This window comes from Corallococcus sp. RDP092CA, from assembly GCF_041903675.1.
In the GTDB taxonomy this organism is placed as follows: domain Bacteria; phylum Myxococcota; class Myxococcia; order Myxococcales; family Myxococcaceae; genus Corallococcus.
In genome coordinates this window covers 74185-94420 of the sequence record NZ_JAYESI010000029.1, presented here as the reverse complement: position 1 = coordinate 94420, position 20236 = coordinate 74185, and the positions used below count along the sequence as shown (strand labels likewise).

At 73.5% G+C, this 20236-nt stretch carries 20 protein-coding genes; 12 read left to right on the top strand and 8 right to left on the bottom strand.

What is annotated here, in order from left to right:
* The first annotated feature begins 36 nt into the window (after positions 1 to 36).
* The 5 genes from U8525_RS26540 (at position 37) to U8525_RS26520 (ending at position 5483) form a co-directional block, all read left to right on the top strand.
* The gene (locus U8525_RS26540) at positions 37 to 219 is read left to right on the top strand and encodes a hypothetical protein (RefSeq protein WP_374269277.1); all 183 of its coding nucleotides are present in this window, start codon (positions 37 to 39) and stop codon (positions 217 to 219) included.
* A 125-nt stretch (positions 220 to 344) separates the two neighbouring features.
* Positions 345 to 2045, top strand: coding sequence for a hypothetical protein (locus tag U8525_RS26535; protein ID WP_374269276.1), 1701 nt, complete (start codon positions 345 to 347; stop codon positions 2043 to 2045).
* Positions 2046 to 2047: 2 nt separating this feature from the next.
* The gene (locus tag U8525_RS26530; protein ID WP_374269274.1) at positions 2048 to 3931 is read left to right on the top strand and encodes an HAD-IIIA family hydrolase; all 1884 of its coding nucleotides are present in this window, start codon (positions 2048 to 2050) and stop codon (positions 3929 to 3931) included.
* A complete protein-coding gene (locus U8525_RS26525) occupies positions 3928 to 4923 on the top strand; it encodes a hypothetical protein (protein WP_374269272.1) in 996 nt (331 codons plus the stop codon). The genes U8525_RS26530 and U8525_RS26525 overlap by 4 nt, the downstream gene beginning before the upstream one ends.
* Entirely contained in the window at positions 4920 to 5483 is a 564-nt protein-coding gene (locus U8525_RS26520; protein ID WP_374269270.1) for an SIS domain-containing protein, read from the top strand. Before U8525_RS26525 ends, U8525_RS26520 begins: the two co-directional genes overlap by 4 nt.
* Here the strand turns inward: U8525_RS26520 and U8525_RS26515 are convergent.
* Together U8525_RS26515 and U8525_RS26510 are read right to left on the bottom strand one after the other, a co-directional pair.
* Positions 5446 to 6354: a glycosyltransferase family 2 protein gene (locus U8525_RS26515; RefSeq protein ID WP_374269268.1), complete on the bottom strand. Its 909-nt coding sequence runs from the start codon at positions 6352 to 6354 to the stop codon at positions 5446 to 5448. The two genes, U8525_RS26520 and U8525_RS26515, sit on opposite strands and share 38 nt — an antisense overlap.
* Positions 6347 to 7789: a glycosyltransferase family 4 protein gene (locus U8525_RS26510; protein WP_374269267.1), complete on the bottom strand. Its 1443-nt coding sequence runs from the start codon at positions 7787 to 7789 to the stop codon at positions 6347 to 6349. Before U8525_RS26510 ends, U8525_RS26515 begins: the two co-directional genes overlap by 8 nt.
* A gap of 466 nt (positions 7790 to 8255) precedes the next feature.
* Here U8525_RS26510 and U8525_RS26505 point away from each other — a divergent pair, with 466 nt between their 5' ends.
* A complete protein-coding gene (locus U8525_RS26505; RefSeq protein ID WP_374269266.1) occupies positions 8256 to 9203 on the top strand; it encodes a phosphotransferase in 948 nt (315 codons plus the stop codon).
* 119 nt (positions 9204 to 9322) lie between these two features.
* Positions 9323 to 10234 carry a polysaccharide deacetylase family protein gene (locus U8525_RS26500; protein WP_374269264.1) on the top strand — a complete coding sequence of 304 codons (912 nt, stop codon included), beginning with the start codon at positions 9323 to 9325 and terminating at the stop codon, positions 10232 to 10234.
* Positions 10235 to 10246: 12 nt separating this feature from the next.
* Here U8525_RS26500 and U8525_RS26495 read toward each other — a convergent pair whose 3' ends face one another.
* Genes U8525_RS26495 through U8525_RS26485 form a run of 3 tightly spaced genes read right to left on the bottom strand, consistent with a single transcriptional unit; the run spans position 10247 to position 14417 of the window.
* Entirely contained in the window at positions 10247 to 12508 is a 2262-nt protein-coding gene (locus U8525_RS26495) for a peptidase domain-containing ABC transporter (protein ID WP_374269263.1), read from the bottom strand.
* Positions 12509 to 12516: 8 nt separating this feature from the next.
* A complete protein-coding gene (locus U8525_RS26490) occupies positions 12517 to 13455 on the bottom strand; it encodes an HlyD family efflux transporter periplasmic adaptor subunit (protein WP_374269261.1) in 939 nt (312 codons plus the stop codon).
* A 53-nt stretch (positions 13456 to 13508) separates the two neighbouring features.
* Positions 13509 to 14417: an efflux RND transporter periplasmic adaptor subunit gene (locus U8525_RS26485; RefSeq protein ID WP_374269260.1), complete on the bottom strand. Its 909-nt coding sequence runs from the start codon at positions 14415 to 14417 to the stop codon at positions 13509 to 13511.
* A 150-nt stretch (positions 14418 to 14567) separates the two neighbouring features.
* Here U8525_RS26485 and U8525_RS26480 point away from each other — a divergent pair, with 150 nt between their 5' ends.
* Positions 14568 to 14828: a hypothetical protein gene (locus tag U8525_RS26480; protein WP_374269258.1), complete on the top strand. Its 261-nt coding sequence runs from the start codon at positions 14568 to 14570 to the stop codon at positions 14826 to 14828.
* A 133-nt stretch (positions 14829 to 14961) separates the two neighbouring features.
* Positions 14962 to 15552: a DUF938 domain-containing protein gene (locus U8525_RS26475; RefSeq protein WP_374269257.1), complete on the top strand. Its 591-nt coding sequence runs from the start codon at positions 14962 to 14964 to the stop codon at positions 15550 to 15552.
* Positions 15553 to 15599: 47 nt separating this feature from the next.
* On the opposite strand, the gene U8525_RS26470 is transcribed toward U8525_RS26475, so the two are convergent.
* Positions 15600 to 16172 carry a hypothetical protein gene (locus U8525_RS26470; RefSeq protein WP_374269255.1) on the bottom strand — a complete coding sequence of 191 codons (573 nt, stop codon included), beginning with the start codon at positions 16170 to 16172 and terminating at the stop codon, positions 15600 to 15602.
* A 153-nt stretch (positions 16173 to 16325) separates the two neighbouring features.
* Complete coding sequence (locus U8525_RS26465; protein WP_374269253.1) at positions 16326 to 16712, bottom strand: hypothetical protein; 387 nt, start codon at positions 16710 to 16712, stop codon at positions 16326 to 16328.
* A 240-nt stretch (positions 16713 to 16952) separates the two neighbouring features.
* Here U8525_RS26465 and U8525_RS26460 point away from each other — a divergent pair, with 240 nt between their 5' ends.
* The gene (locus tag U8525_RS26460; RefSeq protein WP_374269251.1) at positions 16953 to 17489 is read left to right on the top strand and encodes a hypothetical protein; all 537 of its coding nucleotides are present in this window, start codon (positions 16953 to 16955) and stop codon (positions 17487 to 17489) included.
* 28 nt (positions 17490 to 17517) lie between these two features.
* Positions 17518 to 18096 (top strand): hypothetical protein, encoded by a 579-nt coding sequence (locus U8525_RS26455; RefSeq protein WP_374269249.1) that lies wholly within the window; start codon positions 17518 to 17520, stop codon positions 18094 to 18096.
* Between the two features lie 7 nt (positions 18097 to 18103).
* On the opposite strand, the gene U8525_RS26450 is transcribed toward U8525_RS26455, so the two are convergent.
* Entirely contained in the window at positions 18104 to 18856 is a 753-nt protein-coding gene (locus tag U8525_RS26450) for a hypothetical protein (RefSeq protein WP_374269248.1), read from the bottom strand.
* A gap of 519 nt (positions 18857 to 19375) precedes the next feature.
* Here U8525_RS26450 and U8525_RS26445 point away from each other — a divergent pair.
* Positions 19376 to 20116, top strand: a complete 741-nt coding sequence (locus U8525_RS26445) for an SDR family oxidoreductase (protein ID WP_374269247.1) — start codon at positions 19376 to 19378, stop codon at positions 20114 to 20116.
* The last annotated feature ends 120 nt before the right edge of the window (positions 20117 to 20236 follow it).

Genomic DNA, 20236 nt, shown 5'->3' with positions numbered 1-20236 from the left:
AGCTTTGCTTCCGCGTCCTAAAGGAGGCGCATTCACATGAGCGACAACAACGAGAAGTTCCAGGGCCGTACCCCGGGCCGGAAGCTGAGCCGCGAGGACCTGTCCAAGACCACGGGCGGTGTGATCCTCATCCCCGGCTGTTGCACGCAGGGCTGCTGCGTGGAGCCCACGACGCCGCCGAAGGACACGACCACGGGTCCGGTCGTCGCCCCCAAGTAGTCCGCCGTCAGGGAATGCCCCCGGGGAGCGGACGCTTTCATGTCTGGCTTTGCCGGGGGTGTTCCCTCCGCCGTGCCCTCGCCCCACGCCGTCCCTTCGCCTCCCCTTTGCCCAGGCCTTCTCCCGTGTCCGACGACAATCGCTTCTGGTGGCCCTTCGACCTGTCCCCCGCCGAGGAGGCCGCGACCGGCGCGTTCCGGGAGCGGATGCGCCGCGAGCCCCAGGCGCTGGACGTGGGCGCGGCGACGCTGGCCGCGGACCTGCTCGCGCACATGATGGGCCGGCACGTGCGCGCCATCCTGGAGCGAGACTCGCTGCCGCACACCTGCCACCTGCTCAATGGCTGGGGCAACGCGCGCCTGGACGGGCGGCCCCTGCTGGAGCACCTGGAGCCGTTCGTCCACCGCGACGAGGCAGGCCGCCCCTACATCCTCCAGCGCGACCCGGAAGGCGAGTTCCACCCGTGGCAGGCCATCGCGTACACGGTGATGGCGGGCGTGGATCCGCTGCATCCGCTGCCGGGCGTGCGGGCGTCGTTCAAGGACATCGCGCTCAACAGCCGTCAGCTCAACGTGACGGACGGCATCGAGCTGGGGCACCTGCTCTACGCGCTGGCCGCGCTGGAGCCGGAGCCGCGCGCGGACACCGCGCCGTTCCTCATGGGCGCGGACGTGTGTGACGTGACGGCGCTGATGGAGCGCGCTGTGGACGCGCACCACCATGGCGGCTTCGAGGTCTGCCGCAAGGTGCACCTGACCGAGGGGCTCTGCGCGGCGGCGGCGAACATCCGGGGCATGGAGCGCTTCCGGAAGGACGCGCAAGGCTTCCTGGAGGGGCAGCTGGACATCCTCTTCGTGCTGGGCGCGGCGCTGGAGCAGGTGGACCTGCTGGCGGCCCGGGGGGAGAAGGGCGGCCCGGGGACGCTCCTGCACCAGCTGCGTGAGTCGCTGCTCATCGACTCGCCGCTGGAGAACCACTGCTACTACGTGGGCCACCTCATCGAGCTGGCGACGCTGGCGCACGTGGCGGGCTTCCCCATTCCCCAGGAGACCTGGAGCGCGATGGCGTTCGTGGCCAACCGCCTCAACCACACCTTCCCGCGCTTCCTGCCGCACACGGTGTTCGCGGAGTGCTTCCTGCACTTCGGCCACTACCGCCGCGCCATCACGCTGCTGCTGGAGGTGGACCGGGCCCGCGCCGGGGGCCGCGCGCTCACCCCCGCGGACTTCGCGCGCTACACGGTGGACTTCGACTGCCTGCCCCCGCTGCCCGCGGGCGTGTCGCTGGACGCCGCGGGCCCCGCGCCCACGGGCGAGGGCCTCTACACGCTGGCGCCGCCGCCGGCCGGGGGCCGGCCGGAGTTCGAGGCCATCGTCGCGCGCTACTCCCAGGGCGCGAGCGCGCACCTGAAGGCCCGGGGCGGCTTCCCGCACTTCCGCCGCATGGCGCCGCCGTCCTGGCCGCGCGCCTTCCACTACGAGCTGTTGGACTATGGCGGGGACGTGGGCGCTGAAATCCATCTGGAGAGCGACGCCGTGCGCCCGCTGGGGCCGCGCGTGCAGGCGCTGCGGGAGCGGGTGGCGGGCCGCTTCCCCGGGCTGGAGGTGACGTGGGATGGGGGCTGGTCGCGCGGGCGCGGCCGGCTGCGCGTGCTCTTCCCGGCGGGGACGCCGGTGGAGCGCGTGGCCTCGGGCATCCAGACGCTGGTGGAGGAGACCTTCGCGGACCTGGACGCGGCGGCCAGTGGCCTGTCCGTCCCCGTCGCCCCGTGGGCCCTGCCGCTGGCCACGCCGGCGTCCTCTCCGGTCGTCCCTCCGGCGCGATGAGCATGAAGCAGCTCGTCATCCTCGCCGGGGGCCAGGGCTCCCGCATGGGCGCGCACCTGGGCGGCCTGCCCAAGGTGATGGCGCCGTTCGGGGGCAAGCCGCTGCTCCAGCACCAACTGGAGCTGGGCGCGCGCCACGGGTTCACCGACGCGGTGCTGCTCGTGGGCCACGGGGCGGACGTCATCGAGGCGCACTTCGGCGACGGCGCGTCGCTGGGCCTGCGGCTGCGCTGTCTGCGCGACGTACGGCCGCTGGGCACGGCGGGGGCGCTGCTGCACGCGCTGCCCCAGCTGGCGGAGCGCTTCGCCGTCCTCTACGGCGACACGCTGCTGGACGTGGACCTGGCGCGGCTGTGGACGTGGCACCAGGCGGCGGACGCGGCGCTGACGCTGTTCCTGCACCCCAATGACCACCCCCACGACTCGGACCTGGTGGAGGTGGACGAAGCGGACCAGGTGGTGGCCTTCCACCCGCATCCGCACCCCGCCGGGACGCCCCTGCCCAACCTGGCCAACGCCGCGCTCTACGTCGTGGAGCGCCGGGCGCTGGAGGCGCTCTCTCCCCGGAAGGCGGACCTGGCGCGGGACGTCTTCCCGGAGCTGCTGGCGCGCGGCACGCGGCTCATGGGCTACCGCAGCCCGGAGTACATCAAGGACATGGGCACGCCCGAGCGCCATGCCCGCGTCACCGCGGACTTCGAGTCCGGGCGGCCCGCGCGCAGCTCGCTCGGCGCGCCCCGGCCCGGCGTGCTGCTGGACCGCGACGGCACGCTCAACCGCCACGTGGGCCACCTGAAGCGCGCGGAGGACCTGGAGCTGCTGGACGGCGTGGGCGCGGCGGTGCGCAGGCTCAACCAGGCCGGCCTGCGCACGGCGCTCGTCACCAACCAGCCGGTGGTGGCGCGGGGCGAGTGCTCGGACGCGGAGCTGCGCCGCATCCACGCGCGGCTGGAGTCGCTCCTGGGCCAGCAGGGCGCGTACCTGGACCGGCTCTACGTCTGTCCCCACCACCCGGACGCGGGCTTCCCCGGCGAGCGGCCGGAGCTGAAGGGGCCATGCGCCTGCCGCAAGCCGGGCGTGGCCCTGGTGGAGCGGGCCGCGCGCGAGCTGCACCTGGACCTGCGCGAGTCGTGGCTGGTGGGAGACACCACGGGGGACGTGCGGACCGCGCACGCGGCGGGGCTGCGCTCGGTGCTGGTGCGCACGGGCGAGGCCGGCGGCGACGCGCGCTTCGGCGACCGTCCGGACTACGTCTTCCTGTCGCTGGGCGAGGCGGTGGACTTCATCCTGGAGGGCCACGCGGCGCTGTCCGCGCGCCTGGCCCCGCTGGCCGCCAGGCTGCGCCCCGGGGACTGGGTGGGCGTGGGGGGCCTGGCGCACGCGGGCAAGAGCACCGCGTCCACGGTGCTGCGGGAGCTGCTGCGCGCGCGCGGACAGCCCGCGGCGCTGGTGTCGCTGGACAACTGGATCCGCTCGGTGGGCGCGCGGCGCTCCGGGGGGCTGTCGGACAGCTTTGACTACGAGGCCATCCAGGACGCGCTGGACCGGCTGCGCGCGGGCGAGCGGCTGCGCCTGCCCTGGTATGACCGCGCCACGCGCACGCGCCACGAGAACGGCGACACGCTGGCCCTGTCCCCGGACGAGGTGCTCATCGTGGAGGGCGTGCCCGCGCTGGACGTGCCGGGCCTGCTGCCCCGGCTGGACTTGAAGCTGTACGTGGAGGCGCCCGAGGAGGCGCGGCGCGAGCGCTTCGTGAAGGACCGGCGCTGGCGCGGCCAGGATGAGGCCGCCGCCCGGGCGCTGTACGCGGCGCGGGAGGAGGGCGAGCACCCGCTGGTGCGCTCCACGCGCGCCCGCGCGGACGTGGTGCTGGAGGGCGCGGTATGATCCTGGCCTCCGCGCCCCTGCGGATGAGCTTCGTGGGGGGCGGCAGCGACCTGCCCTCCTATTCCCGCGAGCACGGTGGCGCGGTGGTGTCCGCCACCATCGACAAGTATGTGTACGTCGCGGTGCACGCCACCTTCGACGGGTCGCTGCGGCTGGGCGGCGGCTTCACGGAGGTGGCCGCCAGCACGGACGCGCTGAAGCACCCGCTCACCCGCGAGGTGCTGCGCCTCCTGGAGGTCCGGGGCGGGCTGGACATCGTCTCCATGTCGGACGTGCCGGCGCAGGGCACGGGGCTGGGGTCCTCCAGCAGCTTCACGGTGGCGCTGCTGCACGCGGTGGCGGCGCACCAGGGGCGCGCCGTGGACGCGGCGACGCTGGCCCGGTGGAGCTGCCACGTGGAGCTGGAGCGGCTGGGAGAGCCCATCGGGAAGCAGGACCCGTACGCCGCGGCGTTCGGAGGGCTGAACTTCATCGAGTTCCACCCGGACGACACCGTCAGCGTGCACCCGGTGGCGTGCCCGGACGCCACGCTGGCCACGCTCCAGTCGCGCCTGCTCACCTTCTACACGGGCATCACCCGCCCGGCGGCGTCGGTGCTGCGCGGGCAGGACGCGGCCATCCAGTCCCAGCGCCACACGCGCGAGGCCCTCGGCCGCATGGTGGCGCTGGCGCGGCGGATGCGGGGGGACCTGGAGCGCGGGGACCTGGACGGCTTCGCGGCGCTCCTGGACGAGAACTGGCGCCTCAAGCGCGAGCTGCGCGACGGGGTGAGCTCGCCCACCATCGATGACTGGTACGCGCGCGCCCGCCGGGCCGGAGCCCAGGGCGGCAAGCTGCTGGGCGCGGGCGGCGGGGGCTTCCTGTTGTTCTACGCGCCGGAGGAGCATCACCCGGCCATCGCCGCGGCGCTGCCGGAGCTGCGGCGGGTGGACATGCGGCTCCAGCCCCGGGGCAGCGCCATCACCCCGGTGCGCAGGGGGGAGGGGACATGAGCTTCAGCCGTGGCTATTACGAGCGGATGGTGAAGGCCATCCAGGCGCTGGACCTGGACGAGGTGGAGCGCGCGGTGGACCTGGTGGAGGCCACCTGGCGCGCCGACGGCACCGTCTACACCTGCGGCAACGGGGGCAGCGGCTCCACCGCGTCGCACTACGCCTCCGACTGGAGCAAGAGCATTCGCGCGCGCGACGGCAAGCGGCTGCGCTGCATGTGCCTCAACGACAACCTGCCCCTGCTGATGGCGTACGCGAACGACGTCTCCTATGAGGCCGTCTTCGAGGAGCCCCTGAAGAACCTGCTGCGGCCCGGGGACCTGGTCATCGGCATCTCCGGCAGCGGCAACTCGCCCAACGTGCTCAACGCCATTGCCTATGCGAACGCGAACGGCGCGCGCACGCTGGGCATCTGCGGGTTCGACGGCGGGAAGCTCAAGCCCCTGGCGCAGCACGCGGTGCACGTGCGCGAGCACCACATGCAGCTGGTGGAGGACCTGCACCTGTCCTTCGGCCACGTCGTCATGGGCCGGCTGTGCGGCGACCCGCGCTTCCTCTGACGGGCGCGGGCGCCACCGCCACCTGGCGCGCCTTCCAGGTGGTCGCGTCGTCCACGCGCGTGCCCCAGTAGTGCCCCTGGTGGTAGCTCTCCATGCAGCGGGCCAGGTTGAGATGCTCGCTCTGCGCGCGGGTCTGGCCGGCCAGGTCCCGCCGGTCGTCGCCGTGGGTGAGGTGCAGCACGTCCCCGTGCCTGCGCTGCGTGAGGCCCAGCTCCAGCTGCAGGCGCACCAGCAGGTCCAGGTCCTCCCACCCCCAGCCGGCCAGGTCCGAGTTCATCCCGTTCACGGCCTCGAAGTGCTTGCGGCGCATGAGCACCATGCCGGGGCCGCTGCGGCTGCCGTCGCCCAGGTGCACGCGGTTGGTCTCCACGCGGGCCTCGCGGCCCTGCTCATCCACGAAGTGCACCGCGTACGCCAGCTCCCGCAGCTTCGACTCGCGCCGCTCGCGCGCGGGCTCGGACTCGAAGACGCGGTCCACGGTGACGAAGTGCTTGCGGCCCAGCCGCTCGCGCGCGGCCTCCAGGAAGTCGCTCTTCAGCACGACGTCCGTGTCCAGGAAGAAGAGGCAGTCCGCGCGGGCGTCGGAGGCGCCCACGTTGAGGGCCAGCGACTTGTTGAAGGGCGTGCCGGGCAGCTCCACGCCGCGCAGGCCGGGGAAGCGCGCGGCGTGGAGGCCTTCGCGGAACAGCGCGGGGCTCCCGCCGCAGTTGACGACCACCACCTCGTAGGGGTGCGCGGTGAAGAAGCGGCGGTTGCGCTTCAGCGTGACGCCCAGCTCCGGGCGGTCCTTCCACGGGATGACGATGGACAGCACGGGGCGCGCGGGCATGGACTGGGAGCAGAGCCGCTCGCCGCCCGGGCCGTCAATCACCGGACACGAGCAGCCCCTCGCGCACCCAGTGCGCCGCCCGCGCCGCGTCCCACAGGCCCTCCGCTTTCAGCGTGGCGACGGAGACAGGCTCGCGGCAGCGCGCCACCAGGGCCGCGTCCCGGGGCTCCAGCGCGAAGCGCGCGGGCCAGGCCGGGTCATCCAGCCGCACGGTGCCGGGGAGCTCCTCCACCAGCGGCGCGGCCACCCACAGCCGCGAGGGCTCGCCGGGCACCGGCGCGGACGTGCTCGCGTAGTGGGCCACCTCGCGGGCGTAGTGCTCCCAGGGAAAGCCGGGCGTGGGCGGCAGCAGGCCGGACGGGGGCGGCTCCGGGGGCCGGGGCTTCAGCCGCAGCGGCGCGGAGGGCCCCTGGCGGCGTGCCGCGATGGCGCCTGACACGGCGTCGCACAGGATGCGGGCGCAGGCGGCCTCGCCATGGTGGGTGGCCGCGCGGCGCACGGCCCCTTCCGACAGGCGCTGGCGCAGGCCCGGCTCCGTGAGCACGCGCGCGATGGCCTCCACGCCGCCCAGCACGTCCGAGCGCAGCCCCGTGCGCGTGGTCCACGTGGGCATGAGGAAGCCCGTCTCGCCTGGGCGGACGGTGTCCTTCAGGCCGCCGTAGGCCGCGCCCACCACGGGCGTGCCGCACGCCATGGCCTCCACGGGGGTGTAGCCGAAGTTCTCGTCGATGGAGTGCGTGGGGTGGACCAGGACGTCCAGCGCGCCGTAGGTGGAGGCGAGGTCCTCGTCCGTGAGGTTGGCGGGGAAGTAGAAGAGGTCCTCGCCCAGGCCCAGCGCGGTGATGACGCGGCCCAGCTCCTGCTGGTAGCCGGGCGTGTAGCCCAGCACGGGGTAGTCCACCCAGTAGTTGCCCACCACCACGCCGGCCACGCGGCGCGGGTGCAGGCGCTCGCGCAGCCGGGCCAGCATGCGCAGGAACAGGTGCGCGTTCTTCTGCGGCACCAGCCGCCCCACGAAGCCCACGACGACGTCGTAGCCCTCGACGCCCAGCAGCTCCCGGCACTCCTGGCGCTCGCGCGGGTGGAAGACGCCGGGGTCCACGGGCAGGGGCAGGTGGCACAGGTGCGGGGTGGGGCCGTCGAAGACGTCTCGGAAGATGGCGGCGTCGGACGTGCAGTTGATGAGCAGCGCGTCGGTGCGCTCCAGCCGGTCCAGATGCGCGGCGAGGAAGCCCTGGTCCAGGATGGGGCCGCCGTGCATGGCGAACACATGGGGTAGGTCCACGCGCGGACGCTCCAGCCAGGTGCGCCGGCTGTTGAAGGACAGCACCGCCTCCACGTCACCCGGGAGGGGCGCGTCCTCGTCCACGCACACCAGCGAGAAGCGCGAGGAGAGCGCGCGCTCGTAGAAGTGGCGGGTGCGCTCCACGCTGGGCCACAGGTGCTTGCCGAATCCGAACAGCGCGATGCGTGGCATGGCGGTCGCTCCTCGAGCTCGCGGCGGGGCACCGCGCACGGGGCCGCCATCCTAAGGAGGTCGCCACGCGTTCGTCAGCCCATGTCGCAGCCTGCGGTCCCCCGTGAGGACGCAGGCCCCGGGAGCGCAGAGGCCGCCGCGTCCATGTCGGCCCCGCCTGGTTGGAGGGTGCGGTTGGCCTCGGAGCGGATGCTGGCCCGCCGCGAGGGGGGATGCCGGGGCACGGCGCTTGAGGCCTTGCCCAGGAGGCCCCGCAGGCCCTCCCCTGAAGGGGCGCGCCAACGCCAATGGACCTCTGGCGTAGCCGCCGGGCGGTGCTTTCGCCCCGGACGTGTTCACCTCATGCTGGCGGCCTGCTCGGGACCGAGCCCCCTTTCACGGCGGAACTTCCGCGCGCGGACCGCGGTTCAGGGAATGCTGGACGCGGGGGGCTGGGTCCCCGGCCTTCGAAAGGGCTCACGCACGCATGGACACGCTGGCGCTTCCACCCCTCTCCTGGGAGGCCTTGCAGGCGATGCTGTCCGAGGGCCTGGGCCCGGACGCGGTGCTGGAGGAGGTGCGCGAGCTGACGGGCGGGGTCGTCCACGTGGCGCTCCTGCTCCTCACCTCGGATGGACGGCGCGCGGTGGCCAAGGTGTCGCGCACGGCCTGTGACGCGGACCTCGCCCGCGAGGCCCTGCACCTGGAGGCCCTGCGCCAACGTGGACTGCCCGCGCCCCGCGTCCACGCCGCCCGCGTGGGCACGGCGGACGCCCCCCGAAGCTGGCTGCTCATGGCCTTCCACGAAGGCGTGAACCTGCTGGAGGCCCGCCAGCGCTGCGAGCCGGAGGCGTGGGACGCCCTCATGGCCCACCTGGGCGAGCTGCTCGCCACGCTCCACCGCGTCCAGGGGACCGATTGGGGCCCTGTGTCCGGCGCGGACGGGCCCGGCGGGTTCGCCTCGTGGCCGGCCTTCTTCCGCTCGCTCCACGCGCCCGCCTGGGACGACGTGCGCCGCACCGCGCTGCTGCCTCCGGAGGCGAACGCGCGCATCGCGGCCCTGCACGCGCGGCTGGACGTGCTGCTCGCGGACGCGGGCCCGCCGTGCCTCACGCATGGCGACCCCTTCGGCGCCAACCTGCTCGCGTGTCCGGACGCGGACGGACGCTGGCGCATCAGCGCGGTGTTGGATCCGTACCTGCGCTGGGGCTCGCCGGAGGCGGAGCTCGTCCGCCTGGAGCACGCGGGCATCGCGTCCCCCGCGCTGCGCGAGGCCTACGCGCGCCTGCGCCCGGAGTCGGAAGCGCGCAGGAGGGCCCACGCGCCCCTCTACCGCCTCTACAACGCGCTGGAGCAGCTCGCGTTCCTCGTGGCCCGCCAGCGGCGGGGCGTCCTCGCCGCCCTCGACGTGCTCCCTCCGGTGGAGTCAGGGTAGGCTTGGATTCCATGTTCCAGCCCTCCTCCGTCCTCCCGCGTCTCGCGCGGTGGCTGGCCTCGGCCGCCGCGTTGTCGGTCGCCGCGTGCGCCACCCCCTCTTCGTCTTCGGAAGCCGCCATGCAGACTCCCGCCGCGCCGCCGCCCGCCGCCACGCCCGGGGCCCGGCCGCCCATCGAGGTGGCGGTGACGTTCGATGACCTGCCGGCCCACGGCCCCGCGCTTCCCGGCATGTCGCGCATGGCCATCATCGAGTCGCTCAACGCGACGCTGCGCAAGCACCAGATGCCCCCCGCGGTGGGCTACGTGAACGGCCACCACGTGGAGGCGCGGCCGGACGAGCGCGAGGTGCTGAAGGCGTGGCTCGCGGCGGGCAACCAGCTGGGCAGCCACACCTGGTCGCACGCGAACCTGCGCGAGGTGGGGCTCGACGCGTACCTGAAGGATATCGACCGCAACGAGCCGCTGCTGGCGGAGCTGGCCGGCACCGCGGACAACGGCCGCGCGTGGAAGACGTTCCGCTACCCCTATCTCCAGGAGGGCATGGACCTGCCGTCGCGCGACGCCATCCGCCAGCACCTCTTCGCCAGGGGCTACCGCGTGGCGCAGGTGACCATCGACTTCGGGGACTGGGCCTGGAACGACGCGTACGCCCGCTGCGTGGCCGCGGGCAACACGAAGGCCCAGGAGTCGCTGCGCGAGGGCTTCCGCAAGACGGCGGTGAACTTCCTGCGCTGGGCGGACGCCGCGGGGCAGCAGGCCACCGGCCACCGCATGCGCCACGTGCTGCTGCTGCACGCAGGCGCCTTCCAGGCCCAGACGCTGGACGCGCTCTTGACCGCCTATGAGAAGGCCGGCGTGCGCTTCATCTCCATGGACGAGGCGCTCCAGGACCCCGCCTACGCGGTGGACCCCGGCGTGGGCGACACCTGGGGCTCCAGCTTCCTGGAGCAGCTCATCGAGGGGAAGAAGGCCCCCCACCCGCCGTTCCCGCTCCAGCCGCTGGACGTGCTGGACGCCGTCTGCCGGTAGGCGGCGCCCGCCTCAGCGCAGCTGGGCCGCGACGAGCTGCGCGTAGCGCCCTCCGCTGGCGAGCAGCTCGTCGTGGCGGCCCGCCTCCACCAGCCGGCCGCCGTCCAGCGTGAGGATGAGGTCCGCGTCCATGATGGTGCTCAGCCTGTGGGCGATGACGATGCGCGTGCAGGACAGGTCCGCGAGCGCGCGCTGCACCTGGGCCTCGGTGATGGCGTCGAGCGCGCTCGTGGCCTCGTCCAGCAGCAGGACGGCCGGCTTGCGCACCAGCGCCCGCGCCAGGGCCAGCCGCTGCCGCTGGCCGCCGGACAGGGACGACCCCTGGTCCACCAGCGGGGACTCGTAGGCCATGGGCATGGCCATGATCTCATCGTGCAGCTGCGCCTGCTTCGCCGCCTCCACCACGGCGTCCAGCGGCAGGCTGGGGTCCGTGAGCGCGATGTTGGCGCGCACGCTGTCGCCGAACACGTAGGGGCTCTGCATGACGATGCCCAGCTGGCGGCGCACGTCGCGCAGGTCCAGCTCGAACAGCTCCTGCCCGTCGTAGAGGATGCGGCCGGACTCGGGCCGGTACATGCCCAGGAGCAGCTTCGCCAGCGTGGACTTGCCGGAGCCGGACCTCCCCACCAGCGCCACCAGCTGCCCGGGGCGGATGTCCACGGAGATGTCCTCCAGCGTGGCGGGCCCCTGGCGCGTGTAGCGGAACGACACCTTCTCCAGCGTGATGCCGCCCTTGAGGCGCGGCGTGGGGCGCGCCTGGCGCACGGCCTGCTCGCGCGGCGTGTCCAGCACGTCGTTGATGCGCGCCAGGTACGTGCCCAGCAACTGGAACTGGATGACCGTGGCCACCAGGTTGGACAGGGGGCCCAGGAGGCCCAGCGCCAGCGAGTTGAGGGCCAGCATCGCGCCCAGGCTCAAGGCCCCGTCCAGCACCTGCGCCGCGCCGAAGCAGAGGATGAACAGGGGCGAGCCCAGCCGCAGCACGCCCAGGAGGGACTCGGTGAGCAGCGTCAGCCGGCCGCGCTCCAGCGACACGTTGAGCACGTCCACGAAGAGGCTGGACCAGTGCTCCAGCGCGCGCGGCTCGCAGCCCGTCGCCTTGAGCGTCTCCATGCCCGCCAGCACTTCAATCTGGTACGCCTGCGAGCGCGCCTCCGTCTCCAGGTTGCGCGACATGAGCTCGCGCTGGCGCTTCCTCGCGCCCAGGAAGATGGCCACCTGGAGCAGCCCCAGCACCACCACCAGCGCGCACAGGGTGGGGCTCGCGACGAGCAGCACCGCCAGGTACGCCAGCACCATGGAGCCGTCCAGCAGGCCGGACAGCGCGCCGGACGTCAGCAGCTCGCGCACGATGGAGTTGCTGTTGAGGCGGTTGCTCAGGTCTCCCGCGGTGCGCTGCTGGAAGAAGACGTAGGGCAGCTCCATCAGGTGCTCCAGGAAGCCCAGCGTCACCCGCACGTCGAACTCCGTGCGCAGGTGCAGCAGCAGGTGCGAGCGCACGAGCGACGTGAGGAACTGGAAGAGCAGGAGCCCCACGGAGCCCGCGCCCATCACCCACAGCAGCGGCCGGTCCCCCCGGGGGATGACGCGGTCGGTGACGAGCCCGACGAGCAGGGGCGGCCCCAGCGCGAACACCTGCACCATCACGGACGTGGCGAGGATGCGGAAGAGCAGCGCGCGCTGGCCCAGCAGGTGGTGCGCGTAGCGCCAGACGGTGCGCGGCGGGCGCTTCGCGGGCTCGAAGGTGTCGGACGGCTCCAGCAGCACCGCCACGCCGGTGAAGTGCCGCCGGAACTGCTCCAGGGGCAGCGAGCGCCGGCCCATGGCCGGATCCACGATGTCCACCCAGCCCGCGCGCAGCCGCTCGAAGACGACGAAGTGGCGGAAGTCCCAGTGCAGGATGCTGCCGGTGGGCAGGAACTCCAGGTCCTCCAGCTCCAGGCGCGTGCCCCGGCCCCTGAGGCCGTAGCGGTGCGCGGTGTCCAGGATGTCCAGGGCGCTGACGCCGCTGATGCTCACGCCCATCACGTCGCGCACCTCCTCCAGCGGCACCTCGCGGCCGTACCAGGCCAGCACCATGGAGAGGCAGGCGGCGCCGCACTCCGACACGCTCACCTGCTGCACGAAGGGCATCCGGCGCGCGGCGGGCCGGGGGCCCAGCCGGCGCAGCACCGGGAAGCGGTCCAGGAGAGAGGGCTCCCGGGACGGCTCCGGCGGCGGATTCCGGGGCGGCTCGGACGACGGCTGGGGAGCGGTGGGCTCGGGGGCGGACATGGGAGGGTTCAGGGCCAGAGCGCGCGCAGGCCGGGGACGAGCAGCAGGAGGATGGGCCGCGAGCGCACGCGCGCATCCGCCTGGCCGAGCATCCCGTCGAAGTACTGGATGCTCGCGCCATCCGCTTCGAAGGCGCGTGAGGCCAGCCGCGCGCGCACCATCACCACCGCGCCGCTCACCTCCACGCTGGAGGACAGGGTGGGGCCCAGGGCGCGCTGCACCTCCTGCGGGCCCACCACCTCGCCGCCCACCTCGTCGATGGTGAGCTCCTGGTACTGGTGGGGGAAACCGCGCAGCTCCAGGCGCAGGGGGCCGCCGGGGACGAGCAGGGGCCGGTATTCGCCGGGCAGCAGGGCCGTCACCAGCGTGGCGGCGTCCTCGCGGACGAGCGACGCGACGACCTCGCCTTCCGCCAGGTGCTGCCCGCGGTGGATGCGCACGTCGTTGACGACGCCCGCCTCGGGGGCGCGCACGGTCCACTGCTCCAGCCGGACGCGGGCCAGCTCCAGCTGCGCGCGCAGGGACGCGAGCGACTGGCGGGCGCTCTCATCGGACGGGTCGCGCAGGCGGCGGCGCAGCAGCAGCTCGAACTCGCGCTCGTAGCGCTCCAGCTCCGCCAGCTCCTGCGGCGCGCCCAGCCGCGCCAGCACCTGGCCCGCGGCGACGCGCTGGCCGCTTCGGACCTCCACGGCGGCCACGGTGCCGCGCACGGGCGAGGGCAGGTCGATGCGGCCCTCCAGGCGGATGACGGCGGGGCCCTCCGCGTACTCGGACACGTGGACGACCGCGCTGAAGAGCAGGGCGAAGACGCACGCGCCCAGGAGCACCCAGAAGACGGGCGTCGTCCACGCGGGCGCCAGGCGCAGCAGGCCGCCGCGCTCCCAGCCTTGCGTGTAGTGCTCGAGGGCCTCCGTGCGGAAGAGTCTGGCCCGGTCGTCCTCTGCCACGGCGGTCGCGTCTCCTGTGGGCCAGCGTAGTCCGCCCCCCGGGGGGGCGCCAGCTAGCGGGCCTGCACGGGGCGGGGGACGACGCGCGCGGCCGTGCCCACGACGACGGAGGCCGTGTCGCCCGGGGCATCGAAGGTGGCCAGCGCGAACACCATCCGCGAGGCGGCGTCCACCTCCGGGGCGATGCGCTCCACGTGACCCGGCAGGGTGCGCCCGGACGAGGACAGCTCCAGCCCCACCGGAGCGCCCGCGCGCACCTCGCCCAGCTGCTCCTCCGGGATGGCGAAGCGCACCTGCACCGGCCCCGTGCGCAACAGCCGCACCAGGGGGGCGCCGCCCGCGACGCGGCCGCCCGCGTCCACCCAGCGCTCCACCACGCGGCCCGCGAAGGGGGCGCGCAGGGTGGTGTCCGCCAGCCGCTTCCGGGCCTGGGCGAGCGCCGCCTGCCGCTCGCGGACGCCAGCCAGCGCGGCGGCGTGGCGGACCTGGGCGGCCTTCACCTGGTAGCGCGTCTGGGAGAGCTCCGTCTCGGAGAAGGTCTCCGTGGGCGAGCGCAGGTAGCGCTCCAGCAGCTCGCTGGCGGCGCGGGCCTCCAGCGCGGCGCGGTCCGCTTCCGCCTGGGCCGCCGCCAGCCGGGCCTCGGCCATGGCGACCTCCTGCTGGAGGGGCGTCGGATCCAACCGCCCCAGCTCCGTGCCCGCCTCCACCGCGTCGTCCAGGCGCACCGTGAGCCGTTCCAGCACGCCGTCGAACGGGGCGCTGACGTCCGCGCTCTCGCTGATGACGACGCCCACGAAGCCCAGGCGGCCGGAGGGCAGGGGGGCGGTCACGGCTTCCGGCGCCTGCCGCTCCCGGGGCAGCGGCGCGGGGCGGGAGGCGCGGGAGCCCGCCCAGACGGCCACGGCGAGCACGCTGGCGAGCGCGAGGCCTCCCAGGATGCGTGTGCGCGCGCTGCTCTTCACCGGACGGGGGCTCCTGATGGGGACGTCGCGGATGATAGCGCGAGGACACGATGGAGGCATGAAGCGTCACGTCCCCGCCGTCGAACGCAACGACGGAGTGCTCCTCGACGTCATCCGGGAGGGCTGCCCACCTCGGGCACGCTGCTGGAGGTGGACAGCGTCCTCGGCCCGCGCTCGGCCTTCCTCGTCCTCGGCCATGCCCGTCCGGGGCTGGCCTTGCAGGTCACGCGTGGGGACCCGGAGATGCTGGCGGACGTCGAGCTGATGCGAGCGCGGTCGGGGCAGGCCAACACCCTGCCCGCCCTCCTGTTGGACCCGAGCTTGGACACGGGGCCGGTGGCGCCCGGGGCCGCCATGCGCTGCTTGCTCATCTCGACTCCGCGCGCCACGGGCTCCAGTGCGAGCGCGTGATGAAGCTGGCCGGCGACAACTTCGCGGTGGTGTTCAGGGCGTGAAGCCGCGCGAGGTGCCGGGGCCTGGAACAACGTGACGATTGGCTCTCCGTCGAGGATGGATGCCCGTGACGAACAGATACGGTGGGGGTATGAAACGTCATGCGCCCGCCACCGAACGCAACCGCGAACCGCTCCTCGCCGTGCTCCGGGAGGTGCTGCCCCCGGAGGGCACGCTGCTGGAGGTGGCGAGCGGCACCGGCCAGCACGCGGCCTTCTTCGCGCGGGCCTTCCCGGGGCTGACCTGGCAGCCGACGGACGGCGACCCGACGGCGCTGGAGAGCATCGACGCGTGGCGCGCGGAGGAGGGACTGTCCCACGTCCTGCCCGCGCGCGTGCTGGATGCGAGCTCGGACACGTGGCCGGTGGCGCACGCGGACGCGGTGCTCTGCGTGAACATGATCCACATCGCACCCTGGGCGGCGTGCCAGGGCTTGATGCGGGGCGCGGCGCGGGTGCTGCGTCCAGGTGGCAGGCTGGTGCTGTACGGGCCCTACTTCGTGGAGGGCCAGGAGCCCGCGCCGAGCAACCTCGCCTTCGACGAATCGCTCCGCGCGCGCGACCCGTCCTGGGGCGTGCGCGAGCTGGGCGCCGTGACGGCCGAGGCCGCGCGCCACGGCCTCCAGCGCGAGCGCGTGGTGGCGATGCCGAGCAACAACCTCACGGTGGTGTTCCGCCGGTAGGGCCGCCCCGGGACGGCGTGCACCCCGCCGCCCCGGGACGCCCGGGCCTACATGCCGGGGCAGTGGCCGCCCTGGAGCTGGCGGGCGGTCTCGTGGACCTCGTCGATGAGCTGGCGCTTCTGCATCTCATCCTGGGCGGAGTAGGTGATGGTGACGCCGTTCGGCATGTCCTGCGCCACGGCCGTGGAGGGGACGGTGGGCGCCCCGGCCATGCCCTTGCTGCCGCCGCCGCCGGTGCCGCTGTCGTCGCGTCCGCTCTGGAGCTCCGTGGAGCTGTCGCCCAGGTCCTCTTCATTCGCCAGGTCCGTGGCGGACTCGGCGTTGGTGCGCTTGGACTGCTCGTCCAGCATCCGCCGGGCCCGCGTCTGGAGATCCGACACCTGTGAGGGGTCGGACGTGGTGAACATGAGCGCCACGCCGTCGGACGTGTCCTGCGTGTGGACCTGCGTGCCCGGCACCGACATGGGGCAGCGCTGGTCCCTCGCGGACGGCATCGCGGTGGACGGGGCGGCGGCGGACATCGGCTGCGTCGACTCCTCCTTGTGCATCCCCTTCTTGGAGCAACCCGCGGAGAAACAAAGCGCCGCGGCCGCGGCAAGTGTCAGCGAAAGTCGGGACATGGGCATGGTGTGCCTCCTCCGTCATGGGTTCGTCGTGCGGCAAGGTGGAGAGGCAACCTGACCCTTGCAACACGTCCCCCACGCCGCCGTGCTTGAAGGCCCCACCCCGTGGATGGGCGCCTCCATCGCGGAGCCGACACCCCCGCGCCTGACTCACCAGGCGGCTTCGAGCTGGAGCGTCAGCCCGTGCTTCTCGTAGTTGCCGTTCGTGGCGTCATACGCGTGGCACAGGCGCGCCGAGCCCTCGCACGCGGCCGGGTCGTCGTCCGTCCGCCGCGTGTCGATGTTGGAGCGGTTCACCAGCAGCTCATAGCGCGCGACGAGCTGCAGATGGCCAGACAGCCGGGCGCTCACGGTGGGGATGAGCACGAGGCGCGTGTCCTGGCGGCGGCGGGCATTCCACGTCTCGGCGTCGCCGCCGGCTGTCACGACGCGCAGGGAGTTGTCCTCCCGGTAGCGGCGCCACTCCACGTCCGCGTCCAGGCTGGCGGTGAGCCAGGGCAGGGGTTGCCATCGGCCGGAGGCGCCCACGAAGGGCACGCGGCCCCACGCCTCCCCCCCCCCCCCCCCGGGCGGGAAATGAATGATGTGGATGGTGGAACGGCCGGGGAGACAAAGCCTGACGGAGCGCAGGCCGGAGCGACAAAGACAGACGGCGCCGCGTTCATCGCATCCCGGCCCCTGGCTCGTCACCCCTCCCTCCCTTGGACAGGGGATGACAGGGGTTGCCGGGAGACCGGGCTCCGCTGGGGCCACGGCCTTCCGGGTACGATGCGCGCCATGGCTCTTCCTCTCCGCACCGTGCTGCCCCTGCTGGCCTGCGCGCTCGGCGTCTCCTCCTGCTACTGGCTGGACGACCTGCCCCGGGCCACGGGGGAGTGCCGGGGCACGTACCAGGGGCGGCGCGTGCGCTGGCCGCTCCAGGAGTTCTCCGCGCTGGTGCACCGCTCCGGACAGGGCGAGCTGCCGGACACCTTCATCGACCTGGACTACACGCCGGAGGACGAGCCGGTCCTGGAGGGCTTCGGCGTGGACATCCACCTGGTGGAGGGCGTCCGGGTGGAGAAGGCCCGGACCGTGAGCCTCATCCCCCGGGAGACGCAGCTGGTGCCCACGGAGTCGTCGCTGGTGACGCGGTGGGTGGGGAACATCGGCGCGGGGGCCGGCTACCTCTCCCCGCCCGGCGTCCCGGTGGATGGCTCGGTGACGCTGGAGGACGTGACGGCGTCCGCCGCGCAAGGCCGCTTCGTCTACCGCTACGCGGACGGGGACACGCTGACGTGCACCTTCGACGTGCTGGAGGACGTCGAGGAATGAGCGGGCGGAGCCTGCTAGCCTCCCGGCCATGGGCGTCCACGACTACCGATGCAGTGTCTGCGGTCCCCCCGCGTCGTTTGCCTGCGGGGAGAAGACCGGCGAGGAGTGCGAGGAGGACGGCATTGGCGACGACGAGGCCGTGCTGGAGCTGTTCTTCTTCGCCGCGGACGAGGCGCCGGAGGATGCCGACGCCTTCGAGGAGGCCCGGGGCCGCGCCCGGCGCACGCGGACGCAGGCCTTCGGCTACGACTGGGGGGAGTGGGAGTTCGTCCCCAGCCTCAACTACCGGCGGCTGCTCATGGACGACGATGACGCCACGGGCGTCTGGCGCATCGAGCCGTTCGACGAGGACACGAGCGACGGCAGTCCGGTCTCCTTGGAGATTCCCGAGGACGAGCGCGTCTGGGTGGTCAATTACTGCTCCAGCTGCCACCCGCTGTTCGTGGAAGGCAAGGCGCCCGCGGACGAGCCCTGTCTGGAATACCTCCGGGCCATCGCCGAGAACCTGGGCCTGGACTTCGACGGCGTGAAGGGGAGCGCGGACAAGCCGGCCTTCATCGCCACCGTGCGGGAGCGGGTGGCCCGCAGGCGGCCCGTGTCCCGCTGAGCGCTGTTCAGCTGGCGGAGGCGCGCGGGTCCTCGGCGCTCGCGTCGTCCGGGAGGTTGGCGACCCAGGTCGTCACCTCTTCCAGGTGGAGCGTCTCCTCGCGGAGGACCTCGCGGAAGGCGCCCACCAGGTCGGACGGCCCCAGCTCCTCGGCCAGGTCCATGAGCATCGCCCAGCCCGCGTTGTTGAGGATCTCGGCGATGAGGACCGCGCGCAGCGCGTCCGGCAGCGTGGCGCACGGGTCGTCCACGGCCCGGAGGAGCCCATGGGGGCGGGGATCCGCGCCGTCCCCGAGCCCGGCCACCTGGGGCGCGTCCGCGCCGTATCGGTAGATGCACTCGCGGACGAGGTTCAGGTGGTCCAGCTCCTGGTTGTGCAGCTCCACCAGCCGCTCGGCGGTGGGGCCTCCCGGGTAGCTGCCCAGGGCCTGGGTCTTCACCAGCAGGCCCGCGTAGAGCCGCGAGCTGGTCCGCTCGAAGGCGAGCCGCTCCCGCAGCTGGGCGACGAAGAGCAGGGACGTGGCGCCGTCCACGACCTGGAGCACGCTGCCCACCACCTCCTTGAAGTCCGGCAGGTTCAGCCCTCCCAGCTGCCCCGCGATGCGCGCGAGCTGCGACCGCAGGAACCGCACGGCGCTGCCCGAGGGGCGCCGCGCGGTGTCATGGCGCGGCTCCTCGCGCGCCAGCTGCTCCAGCTCCTCGACGGTGAGTTGTTCCGCCGAGTGCTTCAGGCCCCAGTCTCCACCTTCAGCAGCTGACATCGCGCCCCTCCCGCCGGAGATGTCTCCCGGTGCGATGGCGAGCGCCAGGGGCCGGAAGAGAGGCACAACGTGGAACCGCGACGCCGCATCCGCCATTCGCCCTGGGGGGCAGGCGCACCGACGCGGGAGAGGAGTCCAGGGGCCTTGGTCGCCCGGCGAGCCCGCGGGAAGGTGGCGCACAGGACATCCGACGGTCCTCGCGGGTGAGCTGGGGCGGGCGCTCGTGGCCCGCGGAGTGGCGGGCCAGCGCCGCGTCCATGGCGCGGGCCCGCGTCAGCCGGCGGGGCCTCCCTCATCGGGCGGTCCAGCCGCCCGGGCTCGCTCCAGGGCTGGCCGCGGGCAGCGGTGGGGCGTGCCGCATGCCCGCATGTCAGGGGCCCGGTGCGGACGCGGTGCCCGTGCGGGACCAGGCATGAGGTCCGCGAGCATCCGGATGCCGCCGTCTCCACGCTCCTTGAGAGGGTTCTGCCACAGCCCCGGCGCCCCTTTCGCGCCGGGCCTTCGAGCGGGGAGCGAGCCATGACGACGGGCATCCAGGGCAAGGTGGTGGCCATCACCGGGGCGAGCAGCGGCATCGGCGAAGCGACGGCCCGCCTGCTCGCCGGTCAGGGGGCGAAGGTGGTGCTGGGCGCGCGCCGGGCGGACCGGCTGGCGGCGCTGACGGGCGAGCTGCGGGGCGAGGGCGGCGAGGCGCGCTACCGGCCGCTGGACGTGACGAGGCGCGAGGACGTGGAGGGCTTCGTGGCCTTCACGTTGAAGGAGTTCGGGCGGCTGGACGTGCTCATCAACAACGCGGGGGTGATGCCGCTGTCGAGGCTGGAGGAGCTGAAGCTGGACGAGTGGAACTGGATGATCGACGTGAACCTCCGGGGCGTGCTGCACGGCATCGCGGCGGGGCTGCCGGTGATGAAGCGCCAGAAGGCGGGGCAGTTCATCAACCTGGCTTCCATCGCCGGGCACGCGGTGAGCCCGACGGCGTCGGTGTACTGCGCCACCAAGTCCGCGGTGATCGCCCTCTCGGAGGGGCTGCGCCAGGAGGTGGGCGCGGACATCCGCGTCACGGTGATCTCGCCAGGAGTCACCACGTCGGATTTGGCGGAGAGCATCAGCGACCCGGCCACGCGCGACGCCACCCGCGAGTTCCGCAAGGAGGCGATTCCGGCGGACGCCGTCGCTCGCGCCATCCGCTACGCCATCCGCCAGCCGGCGGAGGTGGACGTGAGTGAAATCATCATCCGCCCCACGTCGAGCCCATACTGAGAGGGGCTGGGCGGGACGTCAGCCTTCGCAGGGGGTGGGCGCCTTGCGCGGTCGCGCAGGGGGCCTCCACCTGCCAGCTCGACGCCCTGGCTCCCTGATGAACCCACGCCGTGGTCCCGG

Excerpts from the sequence above, each read along its gene's own strand:
- U8525_RS26540 (WP_374269277.1), top strand. The coding sequence starts at position 37 with ATGAGCGACAACAACGAGAAGTTCCAGGGCCGTACCCCGGGCCGGAAG.
- U8525_RS26530 (WP_374269274.1), top strand. The coding sequence starts at position 2,048 with ATGAAGCAGCTCGTCATCCTCGCCGGGGGCCAGGGCTCCCGCATGGGC.
- U8525_RS26525 (WP_374269272.1), top strand. The coding sequence starts at position 3,928 with ATGATCCTGGCCTCCGCGCCCCTGCGGATGAGCTTCGTGGGGGGCGGC.
- U8525_RS26520 (WP_374269270.1), top strand. The coding sequence starts at position 4,920 with ATGAGCTTCAGCCGTGGCTATTACGAGCGGATGGTGAAGGCCATCCAG.
- U8525_RS26510 (WP_374269267.1), bottom strand. The coding sequence starts at position 7,789 with ATGCCACGCATCGCGCTGTTCGGATTCGGCAAGCACCTGTGGCCCAGC.
- U8525_RS26505 (WP_374269266.1), top strand. The coding sequence starts at position 8,256 with ATGGACACGCTGGCGCTTCCACCCCTCTCCTGGGAGGCCTTGCAGGCG.
- U8525_RS26500 (WP_374269264.1), top strand. The coding sequence starts at position 9,323 with ATGCAGACTCCCGCCGCGCCGCCGCCCGCCGCCACGCCCGGGGCCCGG.
- U8525_RS26495 (WP_374269263.1), bottom strand. The coding sequence starts at position 12,508 with ATGTCCGCCCCCGAGCCCACCGCTCCCCAGCCGTCGTCCGAGCCGCCC.
- U8525_RS26475 (WP_374269257.1), top strand. The coding sequence starts at position 14,962 with ATGAAACGTCATGCGCCCGCCACCGAACGCAACCGCGAACCGCTCCTC.
- U8525_RS26470 (WP_374269255.1), bottom strand. The coding sequence starts at position 16,172 with ATGTCCCGACTTTCGCTGACACTTGCCGCGGCCGCGGCGCTTTGTTTC.
- U8525_RS26460 (WP_374269251.1), top strand. The coding sequence starts at position 16,953 with ATGGCTCTTCCTCTCCGCACCGTGCTGCCCCTGCTGGCCTGCGCGCTC.
- U8525_RS26455 (WP_374269249.1), top strand. The coding sequence starts at position 17,518 with ATGGGCGTCCACGACTACCGATGCAGTGTCTGCGGTCCCCCCGCGTCG.
- U8525_RS26450 (WP_374269248.1), bottom strand. The coding sequence starts at position 18,856 with ATGTCAGCTGCTGAAGGTGGAGACTGGGGCCTGAAGCACTCGGCGGAA.
- U8525_RS26445 (WP_374269247.1), top strand. The coding sequence starts at position 19,376 with ATGACGACGGGCATCCAGGGCAAGGTGGTGGCCATCACCGGGGCGAGC.